Origin of the sequence: Brevibacterium epidermidis NBRC 14811 (assembly GCF_001570805.1) — a bacterium.
Taxonomy (GTDB): Bacteria; Actinomycetota; Actinomycetes; order Actinomycetales; family Brevibacteriaceae; genus Brevibacterium; species Brevibacterium epidermidis.
The window spans coordinates 414,808-437,373 of the sequence record NZ_BCSJ01000015.1 but is presented as its reverse complement, the minus strand read 5'-3'; the positions used below and the strand labels follow the sequence as shown (position 1 = coordinate 437,373).

20 protein-coding genes are annotated in these 22,566 nt (G+C 65.0%); 5 read left to right on the top strand and 15 right to left on the bottom strand.

Annotation, left to right across the window (positions count from 1 at the left end; translation table 11 throughout):
* Nucleotides 1–6: 6 nt before the first annotated feature.
* Nucleotides 7–1,854 carry a proline--tRNA ligase gene (locus tag BEP01S_RS13125; RefSeq protein ID WP_062243964.1) on the bottom strand — a complete coding sequence of 616 codons (1,848 nt, stop codon included), beginning with the start codon at nucleotides 1,852–1,854 and terminating at the stop codon, nucleotides 7–9.
* A 206-nt stretch (nucleotides 1,855–2,060) separates the two neighbouring features.
* Here BEP01S_RS13125 and BEP01S_RS13120 point away from each other — a divergent pair, with 206 nt between their 5' ends.
* Nucleotides 2,061–2,858 carry an NUDIX hydrolase gene (locus BEP01S_RS13120; RefSeq protein WP_062243961.1) on the top strand — a complete coding sequence of 266 codons (798 nt, stop codon included), beginning with the start codon at nucleotides 2,061–2,063 and terminating at the stop codon, nucleotides 2,856–2,858.
* A gap of 1 nt (nucleotide 2,859) precedes the next feature.
* A complete protein-coding gene (locus BEP01S_RS13115) occupies nucleotides 2,860–3,276 on the top strand; it encodes an RNA-binding S4 domain-containing protein (protein WP_062243958.1) in 417 nt (138 codons plus the stop codon).
* 30 nt (nucleotides 3,277–3,306) lie between these two features.
* Here BEP01S_RS13115 and BEP01S_RS13110 read toward each other — a convergent pair whose 3' ends face one another.
* Both BEP01S_RS13110 and ispG read right to left on the bottom strand, forming a co-directional pair.
* Nucleotides 3,307–4,188, bottom strand: a complete 882-nt coding sequence (locus tag BEP01S_RS13110) for a GNAT family N-acetyltransferase (RefSeq protein ID WP_062243954.1) — start codon at nucleotides 4,186–4,188, stop codon at nucleotides 3,307–3,309.
* An 81-nt stretch (nucleotides 4,189–4,269) separates the two neighbouring features.
* A complete protein-coding gene (gene ispG / locus BEP01S_RS13105; RefSeq protein WP_062243950.1) occupies nucleotides 4,270–5,433 on the bottom strand; it encodes a flavodoxin-dependent (E)-4-hydroxy-3-methylbut-2-enyl-diphosphate synthase in 1,164 nt (387 codons plus the stop codon).
* Nucleotides 5,434–5,684: 251 nt separating this feature from the next.
* Between ispG and BEP01S_RS13100 the strand changes: the two genes are divergently transcribed.
* Nucleotides 5,685–7,085, top strand: a complete 1,401-nt coding sequence (locus tag BEP01S_RS13100) for a serine hydrolase domain-containing protein (protein WP_062243948.1) — start codon at nucleotides 5,685–5,687, stop codon at nucleotides 7,083–7,085.
* A gap of 83 nt (nucleotides 7,086–7,168) precedes the next feature.
* Here the strand turns inward: BEP01S_RS13100 and BEP01S_RS13095 are convergent, their stop codons facing one another.
* Both BEP01S_RS13095 and dxr read right to left on the bottom strand, forming a co-directional pair.
* Nucleotides 7,169–8,722 carry a M50 family metallopeptidase gene (locus BEP01S_RS13095; RefSeq protein ID WP_039210946.1) on the bottom strand — a complete coding sequence of 518 codons (1,554 nt, stop codon included), beginning with the start codon at nucleotides 8,720–8,722 and terminating at the stop codon, nucleotides 7,169–7,171.
* A complete protein-coding gene (dxr, locus tag BEP01S_RS13090; protein WP_062243946.1) occupies nucleotides 8,722–9,939 on the bottom strand; it encodes a 1-deoxy-D-xylulose-5-phosphate reductoisomerase in 1,218 nt (405 codons plus the stop codon). The genes BEP01S_RS13095 and dxr overlap by 1 nt, the downstream gene beginning before the upstream one ends.
* A 156-nt stretch (nucleotides 9,940–10,095) precedes the next feature.
* Here dxr and BEP01S_RS13085 point away from each other — a divergent pair, with 156 nt between their 5' ends.
* A complete protein-coding gene (locus tag BEP01S_RS13085; RefSeq protein ID WP_062244374.1) occupies nucleotides 10,096–11,295 on the top strand; it encodes an acyl-CoA dehydrogenase family protein in 1,200 nt (399 codons plus the stop codon).
* 148 nt (nucleotides 11,296–11,443) lie between these two features.
* Here the strand turns inward: BEP01S_RS13085 and BEP01S_RS13080 are convergent, their stop codons facing one another.
* From BEP01S_RS13080 to rpsB, 9 genes are all read right to left on the bottom strand, one after another.
* Entirely contained in the window at nucleotides 11,444–12,316 is an 873-nt protein-coding gene (locus BEP01S_RS13080) for a N5-glutamine methyltransferase family protein (RefSeq protein ID WP_039210948.1), read from the bottom strand.
* Between the two features lie 79 nt (nucleotides 12,317–12,395).
* Nucleotides 12,396–13,103 carry a hypothetical protein gene (locus BEP01S_RS13075; protein ID WP_039210950.1) on the bottom strand — a complete coding sequence of 236 codons (708 nt, stop codon included), beginning with the start codon at nucleotides 13,101–13,103 and terminating at the stop codon, nucleotides 12,396–12,398.
* The gene (locus BEP01S_RS13070) at nucleotides 13,096–13,656 is read right to left on the bottom strand and encodes a DivIVA domain-containing protein (protein ID WP_025777300.1); all 561 of its coding nucleotides are present in this window, start codon (nucleotides 13,654–13,656) and stop codon (nucleotides 13,096–13,098) included. Before BEP01S_RS13070 ends, BEP01S_RS13075 begins: the two co-directional genes overlap by 8 nt.
* Nucleotides 13,657–13,756: 100 nt before the next feature.
* The gene (gene rlmN, locus BEP01S_RS13065) at nucleotides 13,757–14,986 is read right to left on the bottom strand and encodes a 23S rRNA (adenine(2503)-C(2))-methyltransferase RlmN (protein WP_039210951.1); all 1,230 of its coding nucleotides are present in this window, start codon (nucleotides 14,984–14,986) and stop codon (nucleotides 13,757–13,759) included.
* A 252-nt stretch (nucleotides 14,987–15,238) separates the two neighbouring features.
* Nucleotides 15,239–16,261, bottom strand: coding sequence for a phosphatidate cytidylyltransferase (locus BEP01S_RS13060; RefSeq protein WP_062243944.1), 1,023 nt, complete (start codon nucleotides 16,259–16,261; stop codon nucleotides 15,239–15,241).
* Nucleotides 16,261–16,818, bottom strand: a complete 558-nt coding sequence (frr, locus tag BEP01S_RS13055) for a ribosome recycling factor (protein ID WP_039210953.1) — start codon at nucleotides 16,816–16,818, stop codon at nucleotides 16,261–16,263. Before frr ends, BEP01S_RS13060 begins: the two co-directional genes overlap by 1 nt.
* A gap of 192 nt (nucleotides 16,819–17,010) precedes the next feature.
* The gene (gene pyrH / locus BEP01S_RS13050) at nucleotides 17,011–17,763 is read right to left on the bottom strand and encodes a UMP kinase (protein ID WP_052240066.1); all 753 of its coding nucleotides are present in this window, start codon (nucleotides 17,761–17,763) and stop codon (nucleotides 17,011–17,013) included.
* A 184-nt stretch (nucleotides 17,764–17,947) separates the two neighbouring features.
* Entirely contained in the window at nucleotides 17,948–18,775 is an 828-nt protein-coding gene (tsf, locus tag BEP01S_RS13045) for a translation elongation factor Ts (protein ID WP_039210955.1), read from the bottom strand.
* A gap of 33 nt (nucleotides 18,776–18,808) precedes the next feature.
* A complete protein-coding gene (rpsB, locus tag BEP01S_RS13040; RefSeq protein WP_062243942.1) occupies nucleotides 18,809–19,750 on the bottom strand; it encodes a 30S ribosomal protein S2 in 942 nt (313 codons plus the stop codon).
* 542 nt (nucleotides 19,751–20,292) lie between these two features.
* On the opposite strand from rpsB, the gene BEP01S_RS13035 reads away from it, so the two are divergent.
* Nucleotides 20,293–21,363 (top strand): D-alanyl-D-alanine carboxypeptidase family protein, encoded by a 1,071-nt coding sequence (locus tag BEP01S_RS13035; protein ID WP_244882229.1) that lies wholly within the window; start codon nucleotides 20,293–20,295, stop codon nucleotides 21,361–21,363.
* A gap of 57 nt (nucleotides 21,364–21,420) precedes the next feature.
* On the opposite strand, the gene BEP01S_RS13030 is transcribed toward BEP01S_RS13035, so the two are convergent.
* Complete coding sequence (locus BEP01S_RS13030) at nucleotides 21,421–22,557, bottom strand: tyrosine recombinase XerC (RefSeq protein ID WP_062243924.1); 1,137 nt, start codon at nucleotides 22,555–22,557, stop codon at nucleotides 21,421–21,423.
* Between the last annotated feature and the right edge of the window lie 9 nt (nucleotides 22,558–22,566).

The window sequence follows — 22,566 nt, the reverse complement described above, 5'->3', positions numbered from 1 at the left end:
GGCGGCTCAGGCGTTCTGGTCGGCACTGACCGCAGCATCGGCTGCGGCTGCGGCCTTCGCGTACGCCTCACGCACACGTGCCACGGTGGTAGGAACCACCCCGGCGACGGGCTGGTCGGACTTCTCCCCTGCCAGACGGTCGCGCACTTCGACGACTCCGTCGGCCAGCCCGCGGCCGACGACGATGACGGTGGGGATGCCGATGAGTTCGGCATCGGCGAACTTGAACCCGGGTGAGACCTTGTTGCGATCATCGAGCAGGACGCTGACGCCTTCGGCTTCGAGTTCCGTCGTCATCGTCTCTGCGGCCTGGGCGATCTCCTCACCCTTGCCGGCGACGACGATGTGCACATCGGCCGGAGCCAGGTGCTGAGGCCACAGAAGTCCGTCCTCTGAGTGGTATTCCTCGGCGATGCAGGCCATGACTCGGGTGACGCCGAGGCCGTAGGAGCCCATGGTCACGGTCGTCGCCTTGCCGTTCTGGTCGAGGACCTTGAGGTCGAGGGCTTCGGCGTACTTGCGGCCGAGCTTGAAGATCTGACCGATCTCGACACCGCGGGCCAGTTCCAGCGGTCCGGATCCGTCCGGTGCCGGATCGCCGAGGACGACCTGGGCGGCTTCGATCGTGCCGTCGGCGACGAAGTCGCGTCCGGCGACGAGGTCGAAGACGTGGCGGCCGGGCTCGTTGGCTCCGGTGATCCAGCGGGTGCCGTCGACGACGCGGGGGTCGAGCAGGTAGCGGATCTTCGAGGGCGCTTCGAGGCCGAGAACCGGTGCGTCGAGTGAGTTGCCGGGTCCGATGTAGCCCTTGACGAGTTCCGGATGGGCGGCGAGATCCTCGGCGGTGGCGGCTTCGAGGTCTACTTCACCGTCGCCGAGCATTCCGGTGCCGGCGGCGCGATCGAGGTCGACTTCACGGTCACCGGGCAGGCCGATGACGATGATCTCGCGGGTGCCGTCGGGGTGGGTGACGGCGCAGACGACGTTCTTCAGTGTGTCTGCGGCGGTCCATTCCCGATCGGAGCGCGGGTGCGAGGCATTCGCAGCGGCCACGAGAGTCTCAATGGTCGGGGTGTCAGGGGTGTCTTCGACATGCGCAGCGGGCGACTCCGAGTAGGGAATCGCCTCGGGCACGATCGAGGTCACTGCTTCGACGTTCGCGGCATATCCGCCCGGGGACTTCACGAAGGTGTCCTCGCCGACCTCGGAGGGGTAGATGAACTCTTCGGTTCCGGAGCCGCCCATGGCGCCCGGGGTCGCCTTGACCGGCAGGCACGGCAGCCCGAGGCGTGCGAAGGCACGCAGGTAGGCCACGCGCATGGCTTCGTAGGAGGCGTCGAGTCCGGCGTCGTCGATGTCGAACGAGTAGGCGTCCTTCATGATGAATTCGCGGCCGCGCAGCAGACCGGCGCGGGGGCGGGCCTCGTCGCGGTACTTCGTCTGGATCTGGTAGATCGACAGCGGCAGGTCTTTGTACGAGGAGTAGAGGTCCTTGACCAGGAGGGTGAAGACCTCCTCATGGGTGGGAGCGAGGATGTAGTCGTTCTCGCGGCGGTCCTTGAGATGGAAGAGGTCGGGGCCGAAGGCCTCCCAGCGGCCGGACTTCTTGTACGGATCGGCGGGCAGCAGACCGGGGAAGTGGACTTCCTGGGAACCGGCGAGCGCCATCTCTTCGCGCACGATGGCCTCGATCTTGCCGAGCACGGACAGGCCCAGCGGCAGCCACGTGTAGATTCCCGGTGCTGACCTGCGGATGTATCCGGCACGGTGCAGCAGTTTGTGGCTGGCCACCTCGGCGCCGACCGGGTCCTCCTTCTGGGTTCGCACGAACAGGGACGACATGCGCAGGGCCATGGGTAAATCTCCTCAACTTGTCAAGACTCAGATCGAACACTATCGCACGCGAGCGAACCGCAGGGAATCGGTGCGGGCGCGGATTCGTCACCTGGGGGAAGAGAATTAGACTGGGGGCTGCAGCACCGAAGCCCAGCATCGGTCGGAGCCGTCCGGTTCCCCAGCCGATCTCCGCCGAAACGACGAGTCCGAACGATACGAAGAGCATGCCTGATCCCAGCCAACTCACGCAGTTCCCGCGGCCCTCGGTCGCGGTCGACACCGCGGTCCTCTGCCCCGTGCCCGGCCGTGGCCTGCATGTTCTCATGACCCATCCCGGCGATGGAGTGTGGCAGCTGCCTGGGTCGATCCTGCGTCCGCAGGAACGCCTCGCCGAGGCGGTCGCCCGCTGCCTGCGCGAGAAGGCCCGCCTGGTCGACCGCGCCCCCGTCCAGCTGCATGTGTTCGACCAGCCCGACCGTGATGATCGCGGTTGGGTGATCTCCGTGGCCCACCTCGATGTGCTCTCCGCCGCCGATGTCGGACTCGCCGAGGATGACAGCCCTAGCGGGCAGGGTACGGAAGACACCCCCACCGAGGCGGCCGTCCCCGAGGCGACCGACGCTGACCTGCCGGAGTCGGATTCCGACCACCCGGACTCCCCCGTCCACTGGCGCAAGCTCGTGCCCGTCCACGACGTCCACGAGCTCAGTGCCGAACATCAGGAAATCGTGCGGGTAGCCGTGCACCGGCTGCGGGCTTTCCACGAACGCACCCCGGATCCGTTCGGGCTGTTGGAGAAGGAATTCTCCCTGCGGCAGCTGCGCGAACTCCACGAGATCGTCGCCGGGGAGAGCCTGCAGGCCGATACGTTCCGCCGCACTATGCTGCCGCTGCTCGATCCCACTGGGGAGGCCGTCAGTCAGGGACGAGGTCGTCCCGCCCAGACTTTCACGAGGCGCTCGGCTCTGGCGCTGCGTGCCGACACCCGGATCCAGGTGCCCGAAGGGCCACGACGGGAGTGAGATGACCGAGATCAACCGAGACGCGGCCAAACACATGCGCGTCGACGTGTGGCTGTGGACGACGCGGATGTTCAAGACCCGCAACCTCGCCACTCAGGCCTGCCGCGGCGGGCATGTGCAGGTCGACGGTCAGCGCGTCAAGGCCGCGCAGAAGGTGACGATCGGCCAAGAGGTACGGGTGCGCAAAGCCGGATCCGAGTTCATCTGGAAGATCACCGGTTTCATCCCCACCCGGATGCAGGCCTCTATCGCCGTCCAGTGCTACGAGGACCTCACTCCCCCGCCCGACCCTGCGCTGCGCGGGTTCGTTCCCAGGCGTGACAAAGGATTGGGACGTCCGACGAAGAAGGACCGTCGGGAGATGGAGAAGTTCCTCGGCGATATGGCCAAGCCCCAGTCACGCAATCGCCGCGGCTGATCCGCTGGCGGCTCAGTATCCGCCGAAGGCTCAGTACATGACGGTAGCGAAGGTGCCGACCTGTTCGAAGCCGACGCGGGCGTACATGCGCAGCGCCGTTTCGTTGTAGTCATTGGCGTACAGGCTCACGGTGGAATGCCCCTTATCGCGGGTGCGTTGGACGACTGCGGCCATGCCCGCGGCTCCGAGGCCCTGATTGCGCACTTCGGGGTGGACCCACACTCCTTGGACCTGGACGATGCGGCGAGCACGGATGCCGATATCGGCCTTGAACAGCACTTGTTCGTCCTGCTCGGTGGCCGGCCAGCGGGGCACCGGGCCTCCCTGGGGCAGGGTCGACGAGATCCGGGCATAGCAGTTCTTGCCGCGGATGATTCCGCGCACCCGCGACAGGTATCCGGCGGTGCCGTCCTCGATCGGTGAGAATCCGACCTCTTTGGTGAACATGTCGACGCTGGCGGGAAACACTGCACCGAGCTCGTCGAGGGTCACCCGGTGCACATGTTCGTCGGGGGTGACCAGCGGGTCGGAGCTGATGGCCAGCAGCGGCTGCCGTTCACGCACCCCGCGCGGCTGGCCCCAATTGAGTCGCTGCTGCAGGTCGAGGATGACGGACCGGCTGCCGATGAGTGAGCAGGACACGCGTCCGTCGGCATTGAGTTTGCGGGCGAGCACCTCGTTCGTCCCCGGGGTCGCCGCAACCGGGATGATGTTGCCGCCCACCCAGTAGGCGGCGACGGGTCGGTCACTGTCGAAGATTCCGTACAGAGTGCCGGCCGGGGAACCCAATCGGGCTGTGCCGGTGACTTCGAGCAGGGAGATGAGGTAGACGTTCTCGCAGGGGTTGCGCGCAAGCAGGTCCGTCAGCCACCGAGTGTGCTGATGTTCCAGTCGTGCGATCCTCAGCGCCATGTGCCCCTGAACTCTTTCTCAGCCGTCAGCATGGGCCAATGACTGGACCATGTATCTGTTCGTCCTCACAAGGTATCGCACCTACCCCACGGTGACTTCAGGCGGCCCCGACGCAGCACCGGATGGCTGCCCCGCTGCCTCCTCGGCGATGCGGTTGGCCTCATGGATGAGGGTCTCGACGATCTCGGATTCGGGCACGGTTCGGATGACTTCGCCCTTGACGAAGATCTGGCCCTTGCCGTTGCCGCTGGCCACGCCGAGGTCGGCGTCGCGGGCCTCACCGGGGCCGTTGACGACGCACCCCATGACGGCCACACGCAGCGGCACCTCCATGCCTTCGAGGCCTTCGGTGACGCGTTCGGCGAGCGTGTACACGTCGACCTGCGCGCGTCCGCAGGACGGGCAGGAGACGATCTCGAGCTTCCGGGGGCGCAGGTTGAGAGATTCGAGGATCTGGTTGCCGACCTTGACCTCCTCGGCGGGAGGCGCGGACAGCGACACCCGGATGGTATCCCCGATCCCCTCGGCCAGGAGGTGACCGAACGCCGTGGCAGATTTGATCGTGCCCTGGAAAGCGGGCCCCGCCTCGGTGACCCCGAGGTGAAGCGGCCAATCACCGCGCTCGGCCAGCAGCTCATAAGCGCGGACCATGATCACCGGGTCATGGTGTTTGACGGAGATCTTGAAGTCATAGAATCCGTGCACTTCGAACAGGGACGCCTCCCACAGCGCGGACTCGACGAGCGCTTCTGGCGTGGCCCTCCCGTACTTCTCCATCAGCCGTTTGTCGAGAGAGCCGGCGTTGACGCCGATGCGGATGGATACGCCCGCCTCGGCCGCAGCTTTCGATATCTCTTTGACCTGATCGTCGAATTTGCGGATGTTTCCGGGGTTGACGCGCACTCCCGCGCAACCGGCGTCAATGGCGGCGAATACGTATTTGGGTTGGAAGTGGATATCGGCGATGACAGGGATCTGGGATTTGCCGGCGATGATCGGCAGGGCAGCTGCGTCGTCGGCGGTCGGGCAGGCCACGCGAACGATATCGCAGCCGGCGGCAGTGAGTTCGGCGATCTGCTGCAGAGTCCCGTTGATGTCCGTCGTCTGCGTCGTCGTCATCGACTGCACGCTCACCGGGGAATCGGATCCGACCCCGACTTTTCCGACGTTGATCTGCCTCGTCTTCCTCCGCGGAGCAAGCACGGGAGGCGGTGGGGCGGGCATTCCAAGATTGACCGATGTCACGAAGGATCCCTTCAGTCGGGCTGGTGACCAGCCACAATGTCCGAGCCGGCGCCGATGCGGGACCCGGATTGTGCGAACCATCACCATTGTAGGACCTCCCACTGACACACGACTGTCCGTCCGCAGAACGCAACCCGAGCCCAACCACGGTCCTACCCGCACCGCCGACGCGCCCCACCAGCCCCGCCGCCCGTGTCACCGGCCGACGGTAGTGTGATGGTGACGTGAAGTCTGCACGAAGGAGCGCGCCTGTGAGCACACCCGGATTCGTCGAACCCGATATCGAGGCGATGGCCGCAGTTCTCGATGCCGAGGCACGGAAGCTCGACGACCAGGGTGGGGCCCTGGCTTGGGGACTCTTTCGCCGAGGCGGCCCCGACCGAGCCGTGAACGCCAACGTTCCGTACCGGATCGCTTCGATGACGAAGTCCTTCACTGCCGCAGCCATAGGGTTCCTCGCCGCGGACGGACTCGATCTCGACGCACCGTTCGGCGAACTGCTCCCGGAGATCGCTGACACCTCGATCGCCGACCGCACCTGCCGACAGGCCCTGACGATGAGCACCGGTTTCACGAAGGACGACCCCTGGGCGGACAGGATGGAGGCGATGACTCCGGCCGAGCTCGCCGACTGGCTGCACAGAGGCGCGATCGCCTGCGCACCGTCCGACACCGGCTATGAGTATTCGAACCTCGGTTATGCGCTGCTGGGCATGGTCGCCGAGGCGGTCACGGGCCGGACGTTTACCGAGATCGTCTCCGCTGAGGTCCTCTCTCCTCTCGGGATGGAGCGCACCGGTTTCAACTTCACCGATTTCCCGGACCTGGCGCCCGGCCACCGCGTCGATCTGAACGGCGGCCTCCACCCGGCCGAACTCACCGGTCCCGGTGTCTTCTCCCCCATCGGCGGGGTCATCTCCACCGTCAACGACATCGGCACATGGATGGACGCGCATCTCGACGCCCTCGAACGCTTGGACTCCTACGCTCCCGGTTCCCGGTCGCGGATCCTCGCCGACAACCAGCAACCGCGACGGACCATGGAGATCCAGAAGAGCGACCATCACGCGGAGACGCTCAGCTACGGATACGGGCTCGAGACACGTCTGGACACGCGTTTCGGCCGCGTCGTCTGCCATTCCGGCGGCTATCCCGGGTACGGCTCACATATGCGGTGGTTCCCCGATCTCGGGGTGAGCATCGTTGTCCTCGGCAACACGACGTACTATCCGGCGCAGCGCGTCGTCCAGGACGCACTCGATCACGGGTGGGCGGCGGCCACAGGACGTGACGATGTCGCAGTCACTCGAACGACCACCTCGGCGCCGGTGCCCCGCTACCCTGCGGCCCAAGCCCAGATCGACACCGTGATGACTGCGGCGAACTTTGTCATTGACTTCGACGACACCGTCGCCGAGGCGATCTTCTCGATGAACATGGACCTCGACGAACCCCGCGATGAGAGGCGGGAGCGCTTCGCCCGGTGGCGGGCGGAGAAGCAGCTCGACCGTCCCTTCACCGAGGCGGACCTGGCGATGGTCTCCCCACTGCGCGGGATCGTCACGGTTCCGGGTACAGCAGATGCGAAGTCCACGATCACGGTCGGGCTCAATCACCTCGGCGAGGTGCAGGCGATCACCCTCAGCCGCTGAGCCCAGGTGCCTATGGACCTGATCAGTCGCCCGCGTCATCTGCTAGCCGCCCGCGCGGCCGCGCCTCTCCTACCAGCCGGAGCCTAACCCCCGGAGTTGAAGATCGCGTCGAGGGTGATGGGTTTGACGAGGTCGACGTAGACGAGCAGCGCCGTCATGCACAGCATCAGGCCGATGCACACATACGTCAGCGGCAGCAGCTTCGCCGTGTCGAATGGACCGACGAGTCCGCGTCCGCGCCACCGGTTGATGCGGCGGCGCGCACCTTCGTAGAGGCCCACGGCGATGTGTCCGCCGTCGAGGGGCAGCAGCGGGATCATGTTGAACGCGAAGAGGAAGATGTTGAGCGAGCCGAGCATGCCCAGCCCCATCTGTGCCTTATCGACGACGTCGATCTGGTCGGTGGATACGATCTCACCGGCGATGCGTCCGACGCCGACCATGCCGACGAGTCCTTCGGCGTCGCGGTCCTTCGTACCGATGGCCACCTCGCCGATGTCGACGAGTTTGACCGGCAGAGTGATGATTGCGTGGAAGACACCGCTCACCTGGTCCCACACGGCACCGGGGAACTCCCCGAGCGGCAGGGACTGACGTTCCTGCACGGGTCCGACGCCGAAGAATCCCTGGGTCTCGGTCTGCGGGCTCCCGTCCGGCTTGAGCAGGGCCTTGCCGTTCTCGTCGACCTTCGGCCGTTCGGTGGCGATGATCGGCACCGTCACCGTCTGAGCCTTGCCGTCGCGGATGAAATCGACATCGACGCGCTCACCGGCATGATCCTTGATGACCGAGGACAGCTGGTCCCAGTCCTTCGTCTCGGTTCCGGCGATCGCGGTGATCTCGTCACCCGGTTTGATCCCGGCCTCCCACGCGGGAGTGAGCTGATCGTCGTCGCGGCAGGTGTTCTGCTCCGAGGCGGGACGCTGCGCGGCTTCCGAGGCGGGCACGGCACATTCGACGACGGTCTGGACGGTCGTCGTCGGCGTGATCACGCCGATGCCCAGCAGCGAGATCCCCATGATGAGGATGCCCAGGACGAGATTGACCAAGGGACCGGAGAACATGACGACGAGCCGTTTGGGCACGCTGAGCGCATAGAACGTCCGGTGCTCCTCACCCGGCTCGATCTCCTGATTCGAGAACTCCCGGGCATCGGCCATCGTGTCCTCGAACAGCCGCCCCTTCCGCTTCTTCCGGTCCCGGCGCAGCGGAGCGGCATCACCGTCATCCATCCCCTCACCGAGGCGGCCCTCCGTGACATCGTCAGCTGAGCCGAGTGCGGCGCCCGGTTCGCCGAGGCGGCCCGTCGTTTCGTCGACCCCGCCGTCGACGACGCCGCCGGCGGCGCCGCCGTTCTGTACCGCGACGGTTCCCTCATGGCGCGACTTCGTCGCCTCCTCGGGCGGATACATTCCCGGCATCGCGATGAACCCGCCCAGCGGGAACGCTTTGATGCCGTACTCGGTCTCACCGCGGCGGAAGGAGAACAGGGTCGGTCCGAAGCCGACCATATAGTGCGTGACTTTCACCCCGAACTTCTTCGCCGGAGTGAGGTGTCCGAGTTCGTGCAGCGCAATCGAGATCGAGATGCCGATGAGGAACAGGACGATCCCGACGATGTAGAGCACAACTGTCATCAGCGGCCCCCGTTCTGTTCGGCAACATCGGCGCGAGCGAAGTCCCTCGCCCAGGCGTCGGCGGCCAGCACGGTCTCCACCGTGTGTTCAGCCGCCGGTTCATGAGCGGCCAGTGCCCGGGCCAGTCCCTTGTCGATTCCGGTGAACGCGATGTCACCGGCGATGAACGCGGAGACGAGTTCCTCATTGGCGGCGTTGAGCACCGCGGGATAGCTGCGGCCCTTCTTACCGGCGTCGATGGCCAGTCCGAGCGCGGGAAAGGCGAGATGGTTGACCGGTTCGAACGACCAGTGCATGGGCTGTCCCCAATTGTGCGGGACAGCGCCCGAGGTCAGACGCCTCGTCGTTCCATCGTCCTGAGTGCCCAAAGCATAGGAGATCGGCAGACGCATGTCGGGTGGGGAAATCTGGGCAATCGTCGAGGCATCGGTGAACTCGACCATCGAATGGATCTGCGACTGTGGGTGCACGACGACTTCGATGTGGTCGAAGTCGATGTCGAAGAGCAGGTGGGCTTCGATGACTTCGAGGCCTTTGTTGACCAGGGTCGCGGAGTTGATGGTGATCATCGATCCCATCGACCAGGTGGGATGGTTGAGTGCTTGGGCGGGAGTGACCCTGCGCAGGGCGTCGCGGGTCATTCCGCGGAAGGGACCGCCCGAAGCGGTGATGATGAGTTTGCTGACTTCGCCGTGTGTGCCGGCGCGCAGCGCCTGGGCGATGGCGGAGTGCTCGCTGTCGACGGGCACCAGTTGGGCCCCGGAGGCACGAGCGGCGTCGAGGACGATGGATCCGCCGATGATGAGGGATTCCTTGTTCGCCAGAGCCACATCCGTGCCGCGTTCGAGAGCCGCCAGGGTGGCGCCGAGTCCGGCGGCACCGGTGATCGCGTTGAGGACCATGTCCGCGGCCAAGCCCGCGACCGCCTCGGCGGCGTTGTCCCCGAGGTGGATGGTTTCGACGGGATCGGCGATCCCCCGCTCGGCAGCCAACTCTCTCAGTCGCGCACGCACCGCGGCCTCGCCGCCGGCAGGTGGGGTCGTGAGCCCGATGACCGCGACGTGGAAGTCGAGGGCCTGTTCGAGCAGCAGGTCGAGCTGGGACCCGGCGGCCAAGCCGATCACCGCGTGTTCGTCCCGGTGTTCGGCAAGGACATCAAGGGCCTGGGTGCCGACCGAACCAGTTGAGCCGACTACAATGAAACCACGTTTACTCACGCCAACCGATGATGCCAAAGTTCTCTGGGAAATGACTCGACACGAAGTCGTGTGTCGCCCGACGGACCTGGTCATCAGAAGCGCTTCGGGACACCGACCCTCCACCGTGTCCCGGTAAAACTGTGAATGAAGAAATCAATGGCGAAAGAGATGGATATGAGCAAGACGCTGAGCCCTGACGACATTCTTGGACTGGATTCGGTCTTCGAACCCGATGACCTCGAATTCGCATCGATCGTGAAGAAGTGGCTGGACGAGAACGTCCGTGAGAAGATCGGCGACTACTTCCTCGACGCCACCATCCCCGCCCGCGAACTGGCCGAAGGACTCGGCGAACTCGGTCTGCTGGGTATGCACCTCGACGGCTACGGCTGCGGCGGATCGACCGCGACTCAGTACGGACTGGCCTGCCGCGAGCTCGAAGCCGTCGACTCCGGACTGCGTTCGCTCGTGTCCGTGCAGGGTTCGCTGGCGATGTTCGCCATCCACCACTGGGGATCGGAAGCACAGAAGGAAGAATGGCTGCCGAAGATGGCCGCCGGCAAGGCCATCGGCTGCTTCGGTCTGACCGAACCCGATGTCGGCTCCGACCCGTCGGGTATGAAGACGACCGCGAAGAAGGACGGATCCGACTGGATCCTCAACGGCGCGAAGATGTGGATCACGAACTCCCCGGTCTCCGACGTCATGGTCGTGTGGGCCAAGACCGAAGAGGTCGATGACAAGGGCAAAAACGTCGTCCGCGGCTTCGTCGTCCCCTCGAACACCGAGGGTGTGCAGACCCCGGAGATCCACCGCAAGATCTCGCTGCGCGCCTCGATCACCGGTGAGATCGTCCTCGACAACGTTCGCCTGCCCGAGGATGCGATGCTGCCAAAGGCTAAGGGACTCAAGGGCCCGCTGTCCTGCCTGTCCGAGGCCCGCTACGGAATCGTCTTCGGTGTCACCGGGGCCGCTCGCGATGCGCTGCTGTCGGCGCTGGAGTACACCGGAACCCGCGTCCAGTTCGATCGTCCGTTGGCGTCGTTCCAGATCACTCAGCAGAAGCTGGCCAAGGCCTTCGGCCAGTACTCGCAGATCACTCTGCTCGCCGCTCACCTGGGCAAGCTCAAGGATTCGGAGAAGGGTGTGCGTCCGGAGCAGATCAGCCTGGGCAAGATGGTCAACGTCGACACCGCGATGAACGTGTGCCGCGACCTGCGCGCCCTGTTCGGCGGTTCGGGCATCACGAGCGAGTACCCGCCGCTGCGTCACGCGGTCAACCTCGAGACCGTGCTCACCTACGAAGGCACGCACGAGGTGCATCAGCTGACCCTGGGTCGGACGATGACCGGAATCAACGCCTTCGCCAACTGAGCGACATCGCCAACGCGCAGCTGAGCGCCGAGCGACTCACCGACTGGCTCAAAGTGCAGGCGCATAGCCGCAATTCGCTGCGCGTGCACTTTGAACCAGTCGGTATGTATTCGGCCGGTTGAAATCACCCGATTTCAACCGGCCGTTGTCAGTTCCAGTGGCCCGGCCGCAGTTCGAGGACGACGGTCTGTTCATCCTCGCCGAGGTGGCTCTGGGCTTCCAGCTCTCGCTCGGTGGCGAATCCGGTGGCCTCTGCAACCTGATCCTGGCCGAGTTCGATGAGCAGCGCACCTTCCGGAGCCAGCCAGTCGAGCGACTCAGCGATGAGACGGCGGACGAGGTCGAGTCCGTCGACGCCGCCGAACAGAGCGGTGCTCGGTTCGAAGTCGAGGGCTTCACGAGGCAGGAAGTCGACGGCGGTGACGGGCACATAGGGTGGGACGGCCGCGATGACGTCAATGCCGTGGCGCAGCTCGTCCGGCAGTCCGTGCAGACAGTCGAGGACATGCCCCGTCACATTGGCAGACGACTCCCCCGCTCGCGCGTAGGCTTCCACGTTCGCCACGGCGCACCGCACAGCCTGCTCGTCAGCATCGCCGACGTGGATGGCTGCTTCCGGCACCGAGGCGGCCACTGCAGAGGCGACAGGGCCGACCCCGCAGAAGGCTTCGAGCACAACGGGTCGTGGGACAGTTCCAGTCCCCGATTCGGCTCCGCTCCCCCGCGAGTCAGCCACTTGCTTCGTCACAGTTGCAGTGTGTTCGGCCAGCATTCGAGTCCGCTGCCGTGGCACGAACACGCCCGGCCGCACCTGCAGACGCATCCCCGCGAAGTCGACCCAGCCGACGATCTGTTCGAGAGGTTCACCCGCGACCCGGCGAGCCACCAGTTCATCGAGTCTCTGCTCAGAACCGCCGACCGCAGGCGCGGAGCCGGCGACGTCATGCTCGGCCGCCGCCTCAAGGAGAATCACCGCTTCGTCTTCAGCGAAGACACAGCCGGCAGCGCGCAGTGTTGCCACCGTCTGTGGGAAACGCGAATCAGCCTGAACCCGAGAGTTAATGTCGTCTCTCGAGTCGAAGCCCCTGGAATGCCGGGACTCAGGAGGCAGAGAGAACCTCGTTACGATACCAGTCGAGACTCGATCCCGCAGTGATCTCACCATCATCGGTGAGCAGCAGCGTGTGGTCGGGCGCCAGTGGTACGACAGCGGCGAATTCGACTCGGGAGTCGCGCATCGCCTGGTCGAGGTTCGCGGTCTCGGAACCGATGGTCACTCCGACGCCTTCGAAGCGCGAACGAGTGACCCGCACGGAGGCACGGCCCGGCTCGATCGGTTCGGCTTCGATCGAATGCAGAACCACCGTGTTCTGGTCAGAATCGGCTCCGACACCAGCGCCAGCACCGGACGTCGCTCCACCAGACCCAGCGCGCAGATCCACGACGAGCCCGACCCGGGCAGCAGCGAGCAGACCGAGCGCACGCGCCAAGGGCGGGACATCCTCGGCGATGGTGAGCTTGGCACCGGATTCCGGAACCACGCCCATGGCACGCAGCACTCCGGCGAGCTTCGAGCTGCGGTCGAGAACCTCGGCACGGTCGAGCTCGACGGGCACGGACAGCGCCTTGATCAGGCGGGGATCTGTGACCTCACGACCGTCGACCAGCGGTTTCTCCGGAGCCGGTCCGGTCAGCACGATATCTTCGGCCTTGCCCATCGCGATCGGGAAATCGAGGAGTTCGTACACCGGGTTGAGCGTGCCGGGATCGGTCGCGGTGGGGACCGCGAAGTAGTGGAAATCAGTCAACAGAGGCCATCACTTCGACGACGCGGTCGATGAACGCATCGACCTGGTCCTCGTTGTACGCCTTCTTGCCTTTCGCGGTCTTGAACAGCACGCGGCGGACCTGGTCGACGCTCATCGCCACTCCCTGCGTGAAGTACGAGTTGACCTTGTCGCACATGTCGTCGACCTGGGTGATGTCGTAGCCGATCACCCCGGGAGGCGGGTTGTCGAAGCGCTCTCCGGGTTCGCGGACCAGGCGTCCCCGCAGGGACGCGGCCACGCGGGTGAGTTCGGAGACCCAGGCATCCTGGCCGGACTGCGCGATCAGGCGATCGCGTGCCTGCTTCGCGAATGCGTCTTCGAGACGGTCGAGCGCGGCGTCGACGACGGCGACGTGGTAGCCCTTGCGGACGAGGTCGAATCCGACCGTGCGCACCGCCCGGGAGTCGAGGTCGCCGGGCTGCGGCGTCGGCCGCTCGAAGGACTCACGTGCGCGCTTGAAGAAGCTGTCGACCTGCTTGGGGTCGTATCCGTTCTTCCAACCGGACATTCGAGGGAAAGTCGTGTCCGCCATGTCTCCTCCAGAAGCGAGTGGCTGTGGTGTTTCCACCATGATAGATGGAAGCCGCAGAAATTGCGTGGCCGCGGTCGGCGGGTGCCGATCCGGACGTCGATCAGTCGGCTGCGGCGAGCTGTCCGCAGGCGCCGTCGATGTCGGACCCGCGTGTATCGCGGATCGTCGTCGGAATGCCCTGATCGATGAGGCGGCGGACGAATTCGTCGGCGACCTCCGGTTCGGAGGCAGTCCACACCGAGCCCGGGGTCGGGTTGAGCGGGATCGGGTTGACGTGGACCCAGCCCCGTCCGCGGGCGTTGAGCTTCTTCGCCAGCAGTTCCGCGCGCCAGGCGTGGTCGTTCATGTCCTTGATGAGCGCGTATTCGATGCTCACCCGCCGACCGGTCACCTGGTAGTAGTTATACGCGGCGTCGATGGCTTCGTCGGCCTTCCAGCGCGTGTTGACGGGGATCATCTCGTCGCGCAGTTCGTCATCGGGAGCATGGAGGCTGAGTGCGAACGTGACGGGGATGTCCTCGGCCGCGAGTTTGTTGATGCCGGGCACCAATCCGACCGTGGAGATCGTGATCCGCCGGGCCGACATGCCCAGTCCATCGGGGCTCGGGCCGACGAACCGGCGCACCGCGTTCATCACGCGCTTGTAGTTGGCCAGGGGTTCGCCCATGCCCATGAAGACGATGTTCGAGACCCGTTCGGGTCCGCTCGCCGAGGTGGCCGTGGCCTCCCCGTCGAATGCGGACTCCCCCGCCGCTTCGTCATCGTCGGCTTCCGCACCGAGTGCGGTTTCGCCGGCGCCGGGCATATCCGACTTCGGGGCCTCGGCGAGTTCGCCGGCGGCGATGACCTGGTTGGCGCGGACGACCTGTTCGACGATCTCGGCCGTGGACATGTTCCTGGTCAGGCCCTGCTGGCCGGTGGCGCAGAACGGGCAGTTCATTCCGCAGCCGCACTGGCTGGATACGCACAGGGTGACGCGGTTGCGGTAGCGCATGAGCACGGATTCGACGAGAGCTCCGTCGAAGAGGCGCCACAGGAACTTGATGGTGTCACCGTTCTCGGTGCGCAGGCGGCGCACCTCGGTGAGCAGGTGCGGGAAGAACCGTTCCTGGATCTCAGCGCGCTTGTCCTTGGGCAGGTCCGTCATCGCCTCGGTGTCGGTGACGTAGTGGCTGAAGTAGTGGGTGGAGATCTGCTTGGCACGGAAGGCGGGCAGTCCCATCTCCTTGACCGCGTCGATGCGTTCGTCCATCGTCATATCGGCCAGATGCTGAGGCGGCTGCTTGACCCGTGCGGACTTGAAGTTGAGAAGGGGACGGCCATCGCGCATCGGGGTCTTCGATGTCGTACCGTCGGCATGTTCGACGACGGGCCTGGTCTGCCTTCTGCCTGCTTGAGAACTCACACGGCCATTGTCTCATGTTCGCCGCACGACTGTCGTGTGGGAGCCGCCACGTCGGGCGGGACCGAAACACCTGGCGGCGAGCGGCCAGCTCGGCGTGCGGCCAGCTCGGCGTGCGGCCGGCTCGGCGTGCGGCCAGCTCGGCGTGCGGCCGGCTCGGCGTGCGGGTACCCGTGCGGGTCAGAGGTAGCCGGGCAGCACCGAGAAGAGAACGAGCGCAACGGGTGCGGTCGGCAGGATCGAGTCCAGTCGGTCCATCACACCGCCGTGACCGGGCAGCAGGGTGCCCATGTCCTTGAGCTCGAGGTCGCGCTTGATCATCGATTCGCTGAAGTCGCCGAGGGTGGCGAAAGCGGGAATGACCGCACCGATGACCAGGCCGGTCCAGAACGGAGCGCCGACGACCGTGACCGCCAGGATCGTGGCGACGACTGCGGCGAAGACGGTGGAGCCGAGGTAGCCCTCCCAGGACTTCTTCGGGGAGATCCGCGGGGCGATCGGATGCTTGCCCCAGAGCACGCCGAAGACGTAGCCGCCCGTGTCGGAGGCGACGACGGCGGCAAGGAAGATGATGACGAAGTAGTTGCCGTCCGGCTGGGTGAGGATGTAGACGATGAAGCAGGCCATGAGGCCGACGTAGGTGAGGGCGAAGAGGGAGAGCGAGACGTCTTTGACTGCGTTCTTCCGGCGCTCGACCATCGTGAAGAGCATGACTGCTCCGGCGCTGGCGGCGAAGGTCACCCAGAGGGCTTCGCGACCGCCGATGAAGGTGGCGACGACCATGCAGGCGGCCGACACCATTGTGGGCACGCGGGAGACGAGGGACCCGGAGCGTGACAGTGCGTTCGCCAGCTCCCACATTGCGGCGACGATGCCGACGAGGACGATGAAGAGGAATGAGATCGGCAGGAAGATCAGGGAGGCCAGGACCACTCCGCCGATGAGCAGTCCCATGCCGATCGCGGCCGGCAGGTTGCGTCCGGCCCGACCGTAGTCCTTCTCTTCCGGTTCGGCTTCGGCCGCGGCCGCCTCGGCGGTGGGGTTCGAATCCGGATCGTCAGGTGAGTATGGCTTGTCCGCATTGCGCAGATCTCGGCGTTTGGGGAAAGGGGTCTCAACCCGCGCGGCCTCGCCTGACGGATCCGGCTCCCCGAAGGGAGCCGGATCCGCTGCGGGGCTGTCGGACCCTGTCACGGCGATCATCAGACCTCGAGCAGCTCAGCTTCCTTCTGCGCAAGCAGCTTGTCGACGCTTTCGACCTTGCTCTTCGTCAGATCGTCGAGCTCGGAGATGCTGCGAGTGACTTCGTCCTCGCCGGCTTCGCCGTCCTTCTTGATGCGCTCGAGCGTCTCCTTGGCGTGGCGACGGATGTTGCGGATGGAGACCTTGCCGTCTTCGGCCTTGCCCTTGACGATCTTGACGTATTCCTTGCGGCGTTCCTCGGTGAGGTCCGGGAGGACGACGCGGATGACGTTGCCGTCGTTGGCGGGGTTTGCGCCGATGTCGGAGTTGCGCAGAGCGGTCTCGATGTCGGTCAGCGTGCCCTTGTCATACGGGGTCACGAGGATCGTGCGGGCCTCAGGCGTCTGGAACGAGGCGAGCTGCTGCAGCGGCGTCGGAGCACCATAGTAGTCGATCTCGATATCGGCGAACAGTGCTGGGTTGGCGCGGCCGGTGCGGATCGACGCGAAGTCGTCCTGCGTGAATTCGACGGCCTTGTCCATCTTCTCTCTGGCTTCGGCCAGTGTCTCTTCAATCACGGTTGCCTCTTTCCATCTCTTAAAGCTTTGAGTTCATTCTATGGGTCATCGCTGAAAAATGCCGCACCGAAACATCACAGGGATGTTCTCACCTGCGTGGATGCGCGGCGGCAGGCAGCCTCGGTATCAGCGGTTCCACGCTGTGGGGATCCGCCCATGTTCAGCGTCGGGTCGCCTCGGCGACGGTGGGCGTCAGTGGACGACCGTGCCGATCTTCTCACCGATGATGGCTTTGCGCAGGTTGCCCTCGCCTTCCATTCCGAAGACGTGCATCGGCAGTTTGTTGTCCATGCACAGGCTGAAGGCGGTCGCGTCGACGACTTTGAGGCCGCGCTGCAGGGCGTCCTGGTAGCTGATCTCGGCGATCTTCTCGGCCTTCGGGTCGACCTTGGGGTCGGCGGTGTAGACGCCGTCGACACCGTTCTTGGCGATGAGGACCTCATCGGCGTGGACTTCGAGTGCGCGCTGGGCGGCCACGGTGTCTGTGGAGAAGTACGGAAGTCCGGCTCCGGCGCCGAAGATGACGACGCGGTTCTTCTCCATGTGCCGCATGGCGCGGCGGGGAATATAGGATTCGGCGACCTGCGACATCGGGATCGCGGTCTGCACACGGGTGTCGACACCCGTCTGTTCGAGGAAGTCCTGCAGGGCCAGGCAGTTCATGACGGTGCCGAGCATGCCCATGTAGTCGGCGCGGGTGCGGTCCATGCCGCGCTGGGAGAGTTCGGCTCCGCGGAAGAAGTTGCCGCCGCCGACGACGATGCTGACCTCGACATCCTCGGTGGTGGGGGCGACCTCACGGGCGACTGCGGCCACGACGTCGGGATCGACGCCGATCTTGCCTCCGCCGAAGACCTCGCCGGAGAGCTTGAGCAGAACACGGCGGCGATGAGTGCGCACCGCTCGGCTGGCGTAGCTGGATTCGTGAACAGGAGTGCTTGTCATGGAGTCCTTCTTCCGTGCGGGCAGGTCTGTGCCCGGTGGGATCTTCACTGTGATCGGGCGTCTGGGACAGTCTAGCGAAAAACGGGGCCGGACCGATTGGTCCGACCCCGCTCCTCGGGTGAGTTCTCACTCACTCGGTGAACCTGCGAAGCATAGTCGTGTCTGCTTCACGGTCAGTGGTGTATCAGGCTCCGACGCGGTAGCGCAGGAAGCCGGTTGCCTTGACGCCGGCAGCCTCGAGCACCTTGGCCACGGACTGCTTGGGATCCTTGGCGAATCCCTGGTCGAGCAGGCAGTTCTCCTTGAAGAAGCCGTTGACGCGACCTTCGACGATCTTCGGCATAGCCTGTTCGGGCTTGCCTTCGTTCTTCGCGGTGTCTTCGGCGATGCGACGCTCGTTCTCGACGAGATCGGCGGGAACGTCTTCGCGGGAGAAGTACTTCGGAGCCATGGCGGCGATGTGCACAGCGACATCGTGTGCCACGGTTTCGTCGTCACCTTCGAATGCCAGCAGCACGCCGACCTGCGGAGGCAGGTCCTTGTTGGTGCGGTGCAGGTAGGAGGCGATCTTCGCGCCCTCGAGGCGGCCCACGCGACGCAGGTCGACCTTCTCACCCAGGGAGGCACCGGATTCGGTGATGAACTGGGAGACGGGCTTGCCGTCGGTCTCAGCGGCGAGCAGCGACTCGGCCGAATCGGCCTTGTTCGCCACGGCCAGCGAGAGGACCTCTTCGGAGAGTTTGAGGAACGGTTCGGACTTCGCAACGAAGTCGGTCTCCGAGTTGAGCTCGATCATGGTGCCGACTCCGCCTTCGACGGAGGTCGCGACCAGACCGTCGGAGGTCGAGCGGCCTTCGCGCTTGGTGGCGCCCTTGAGACCCTTGATGCGCAGGGCCTCCATGGCCTTTGCCTGGTCGCCGTCGGACTCGTCAAGAGCCTTCTTGACGTCCATCATTCCGGCGCCGGTCTTCTCGCGCAGTGCCTTGATATCAGCGGCAGTGTAGTTTGCCATTCTTTCTCCTCAGGATGGTGGAGTTAAACGAAATCAGGACTCGGTCGACTCGGTGGAGTCGGCTTCAGCGTTCTCGGCGTCAGCTGCGGGTGCAGCTTCAGCGGCAGGAGCAGCTTCGGCGGTCTCGGCAGCCGGGGCAGCCTCAGCAGCCGGTGCGGCTTCGGCGGCCGGGGCAGCAGCCTCGGCAGGCTTCTCTTCGGTCTTGCCTTCGAGGAGCTCGCGCTCCCACTCGGGCATGGGCTCGACGGCGGAGACGTTCTTCTCACCGCTGGCGTCGTCCGAGGAGTGGCGGGCGATGAGGCCCTCGGCCACGGCGTCGGCGACCACGCGGGTCAGCAGCGAGACCGAGCGGATGGCGTCGTCGTTGCCCGGGATCGGGTAGTTGACGTCGTCCGGGTCGCAGTTGGTGTCGAGGATGCCGATGATCGGGATGCCCAGCTTCTTGGCTTCGTCGACCGCGAGGTGCTCCTTCTTGGTGTCGACGATCCAGACAGCAGACGGGGTGCGCTGCATGTCGCGGATACCGCCAAGGGTCTTCTCGAGCTTGTCCTTCTCGCGACGCAGGATGAGCAGTTCCTTCTTGGTGTGCGAGGAACCTGCAACGTCGTCGAAGTCGATCTCTTCGAGTTCCTTGAGGCGGCGCAGACGCATCGAGATGGTCTGGAAGTTCGTGAGCATACCGCCGAGCCAACGCTGGTTGACGTAGGGCTGACCCACGCGCTGAGCCTGCTCAGCGATGGATTCCTGGGCCTGCTTCTTCGTTCCGACGAAGAGGATCGAGCCGCCGTGGGCCACGGTCTCCTTGACGAATTCGAAGGCATTGTCGATGTAGCCCAGCGACTTCTGCAGGTCGATGATGTAGATGCCGTTGCGCTCGGTGAAGATGAAGCGCTTCATCTTCGGGTTCCAACGACGGGTCTGGTGTCCAAAGTGAACGCCGCTGTCGAGCAGCTGGCGGATGGTGACGACGGCCATGCCGACGCCCTCCTTTCTGTGCACCCGAGGGTGCTTTTACGTCACGCGCACGTCAGATCGTCCTCGCCGCGCACGCGCGACGATTCGATCAACAAGATGCGTCGATGACATTTTCGGTTGATTCCTGGTACCCGGTTCGTCCGCCCCACAGGCACACCTGACGGCTGCCTGCACCATGGGAAGGAGAAGAATTCGGATACGCGTAGTCAGAAGACACGCTTCTGCTGGGCTTAAGTCTATCCCGGTTGGGCAAGCCATTTCCAATCGAGACCGATCCCTCGCCGAGGCGGCCCACCGGCCCGCATCCTCGCTTCGACTCGTGCGTCGACCGCTGTGGATCGTTCGGCGCGGCGAGAGCCGACCCGATCGGTGCGTCACGGTCCCGGGGAGCCGAATCGCAGTCGTTCTGATCCACTCGGCCACCTTTTCCTGTGGACGGTCGTCTGACTCGAACGTCGGAGCCCTGTGGAGTCAGAAGCGTGGTCCACAGCAGTGTTTCCCAACCGTGACTCGGTCGTGCTCTACGGGGTTGCATGCTCCGTATGACTCTCTTTGCGTTCGATCGTCTCCGCCTGCTGTTCCATCTTCGAGAGAGACGCCCAAGCATCGGCTCACCGCAGTCACTGCTTCTTGCCGCGATCATCGCAGCGGCACTTGTGCTCACGACCACTCCCCCGGAGGCGAGCGCAGCCACCGGGTCGACGACGACAACAGCGCAGAGCGGTCCGCGAACGAGCGGTCCGACGAGTTGGGTCACTCCGGTGCCGGCGATGGAGATCATCGAAGCCTTCGATCCTCCGGACAAGCCGTGGCTCAAGGGACATCGAGGAATCGACGTGCTCGCGCTCGAAGGCGAACCGCTGCGGGCACCGACGGGAGGAACGATCCGCTTTGCGGGGACTGTGGCGGGAATGGCCACGGTCAGCATCCTCACCGAGTCCGATCATGTGTTCACCTTCCAACCAGCTGCGACATTGTTGAAGAAGGGTGAGAGTTTCGCTGCCGGTGAGCAGATCGGCACGGTGGGCAGCGGTGGTCATTGTCAGCGTTCGTGTCTGCACATCGGGGCATGGCCGGCCGCGAGCGACAGGAGATACGTCGATCCGGGCAAGTTCTTCGGTCAGGAGCAGTCGGCTTTGCTGCCGCTGTCACGGAAGCCCGCGAAGGAGCCGAAGGGTGGCGGAGATTCGTCCACTTCCGGTGCCGGGGCGTGGGGCGGTCACAGCAATGGGCGGATTCCCGCCTCGGCGATGTGTCCGTTGAAGACGACTCCCGGGCAGATGCTGCGCTGTGATGCTCAGGCGGCCTTCGATCGGCTCTCGAAGGCGTTTGAAGCTCGTTTCGGTGCACCGATCTCCGTCACCGACGCCTACCGGGACTATGCCACGCAGGTGATCCTCAAACGGCGGAAGGGGCGGATGGCGGCGACGCCGGGAACGTCGAATCATGGGTGGGCGCTGGCGGTCGACCTTGGCAGCGGGATCAATTCCTTCGGCACTGCACAGCATCAGTGGATGCGGGCGAATGCTCCGAAGTTCGGGTGGATCCATCCCGGCTGGGCGAGGCAGACAGGGTCGCTGCCCGAGCCGTGGCATTGGGAGTTCCGGAAGTAGAACATCGAAGTTGGGCCGACGCTTCCGCCATGACACCGCCAACTAACGACATGAGTTTCAGGCTCGAGGGTGTGCCCTGCGGTAGGTTTCCTGCAGTCGCTGCATAGACACTTGGGTGTAGATCTGAGTGCTGCTCATGGTCGAGTGGCCGAGCAGCTCTTGGATCTGCCGCAGGTCGGCACCGCGATCGAGCATGTGTGTAGCCGCCGAGTGGCGCAGTCCGTGAGGACCGATATCAGGGGCGCTGGGATCGTCGGAGCCGTAGCGGTGAACCAGTTCGCGGACCTGTCTGGCACCGATGCGTCCCCCGCGGACGCCGAGGAACAGTGCGTCACCGCTGTGGGGGCCGGCAAACAGGTCGCGAGTGGCGAGCCAATCGGCGAGGGCTCTGCGTGCCGGGGTTCCGAACGGGACACGACGTTCCTTGTTGCCCTTGCCGAGCACGGTGATCATCGATGCCCGGTGATCGATATCGCTGCGGTCGAGTCCGGTCAGCTCCGAGACACGCACGGCGGTGGCGTAGAGCATTTCGAGGATCGCGGCATCGCGGATGCGTTTGGCCGCGTCGAGCGGGTCGTCCTTGGCACCCTGGTCGGCGTCGTCTGCCGTTGAGCTCCTCGTATCCGTGCCGCCGTTCGCGACGTCCTCGTTCCTTCTCCGACCGCTGCCTGTACCTCCGGTTCGGTGATTCTCGGTCGCGGAGATGAGGTCGGCGGCCTGTTGCGGTTTGAGTACCGTGGGCAGGCGTGAGTCCTTCTTCGGTGTCCGCAGGCGTGCGGCCGGGTTGTTCCGCAGTCCGAGATTGCTTACACCGTAGGCGAAGAAGGAGCGCACAGCAGCGATCTTACGAGCCACCGTCGATTTCGCGGCACCGGCATCGTCGAGCGCGATGAGCCACGACCGCAGATCATCGAGTTCGACGTCTGCCAGATCGATTCGCGTTCCTGAAGCCTGCTGCGAACTTCCGTCACCGTCCGGCGTGCGCTGTTCGCTCTCAAACGAGTTCCGCTCCGACGTACCTGTCGTCGTTCTTCCCCCGGTCCTGCGGCGGAGCTTCGTCGAGTGCACGGCATGGTCAAGGAAGTCGGTCACGTCTGAGACATAGGCGCGAGCGGTGTGCTCGGAGACGTCACGGGACCGCAGGTGGTCGGCATAGCCAGCCACCAAATCGGCGACGGTCGATGATGTGCTCACGTCCTCAGG

Coding starts and splice junctions, on each gene's coding strand:
- pyrH (WP_052240066.1), bottom strand. CDS start 17,763: ATGACAAGCACTCCTGTTCACGAATCCAGCTACGCCAGCCGAGCGGTG.
- rlmN (WP_039210951.1), bottom strand. CDS start 14,986: ATGCGCGATGGCCGTCCCCTTCTCAACTTCAAGTCCGCACGGGTCAAG.
- rpsB (WP_062243942.1), bottom strand. CDS start 19,750: ATGGCCGTCGTCACCATCCGCCAGCTGCTCGACAGCGGCGTTCACTTT.
- tsf (WP_039210955.1), bottom strand. CDS start 18,775: ATGGCAAACTACACTGCCGCTGATATCAAGGCACTGCGCGAGAAGACC.
- BEP01S_RS13085 (WP_062244374.1), top strand. CDS start 10,096: ATGAGCAAGACGCTGAGCCCTGACGACATTCTTGGACTGGATTCGGTC.
- BEP01S_RS13060 (WP_062243944.1), bottom strand. CDS start 16,261: ATGATCGCCGTGACAGGGTCCGACAGCCCCGCAGCGGATCCGGCTCCC.
- BEP01S_RS13070 (WP_025777300.1), bottom strand. CDS start 13,656: ATGGCGGACACGACTTTCCCTCGAATGTCCGGTTGGAAGAACGGATAC.
- BEP01S_RS13120 (WP_062243961.1), top strand. CDS start 2,061: ATGCCTGATCCCAGCCAACTCACGCAGTTCCCGCGGCCCTCGGTCGCG.
- BEP01S_RS13110 (WP_062243954.1), bottom strand. CDS start 4,188: ATGGCGCTGAGGATCGCACGACTGGAACATCAGCACACTCGGTGGCTG.
- BEP01S_RS13115 (WP_062243958.1), top strand. CDS start 2,860: ATGACCGAGATCAACCGAGACGCGGCCAAACACATGCGCGTCGACGTG.
- BEP01S_RS13035 (WP_244882229.1), top strand. CDS start 20,293: ATGACTCTCTTTGCGTTCGATCGTCTCCGCCTGCTGTTCCATCTTCGA.
- BEP01S_RS13095 (WP_039210946.1), bottom strand. CDS start 8,722: ATGACAGTTGTGCTCTACATCGTCGGGATCGTCCTGTTCCTCATCGGC.
- BEP01S_RS13125 (WP_062243964.1), bottom strand. CDS start 1,854: ATGGCCCTGCGCATGTCGTCCCTGTTCGTGCGAACCCAGAAGGAGGAC.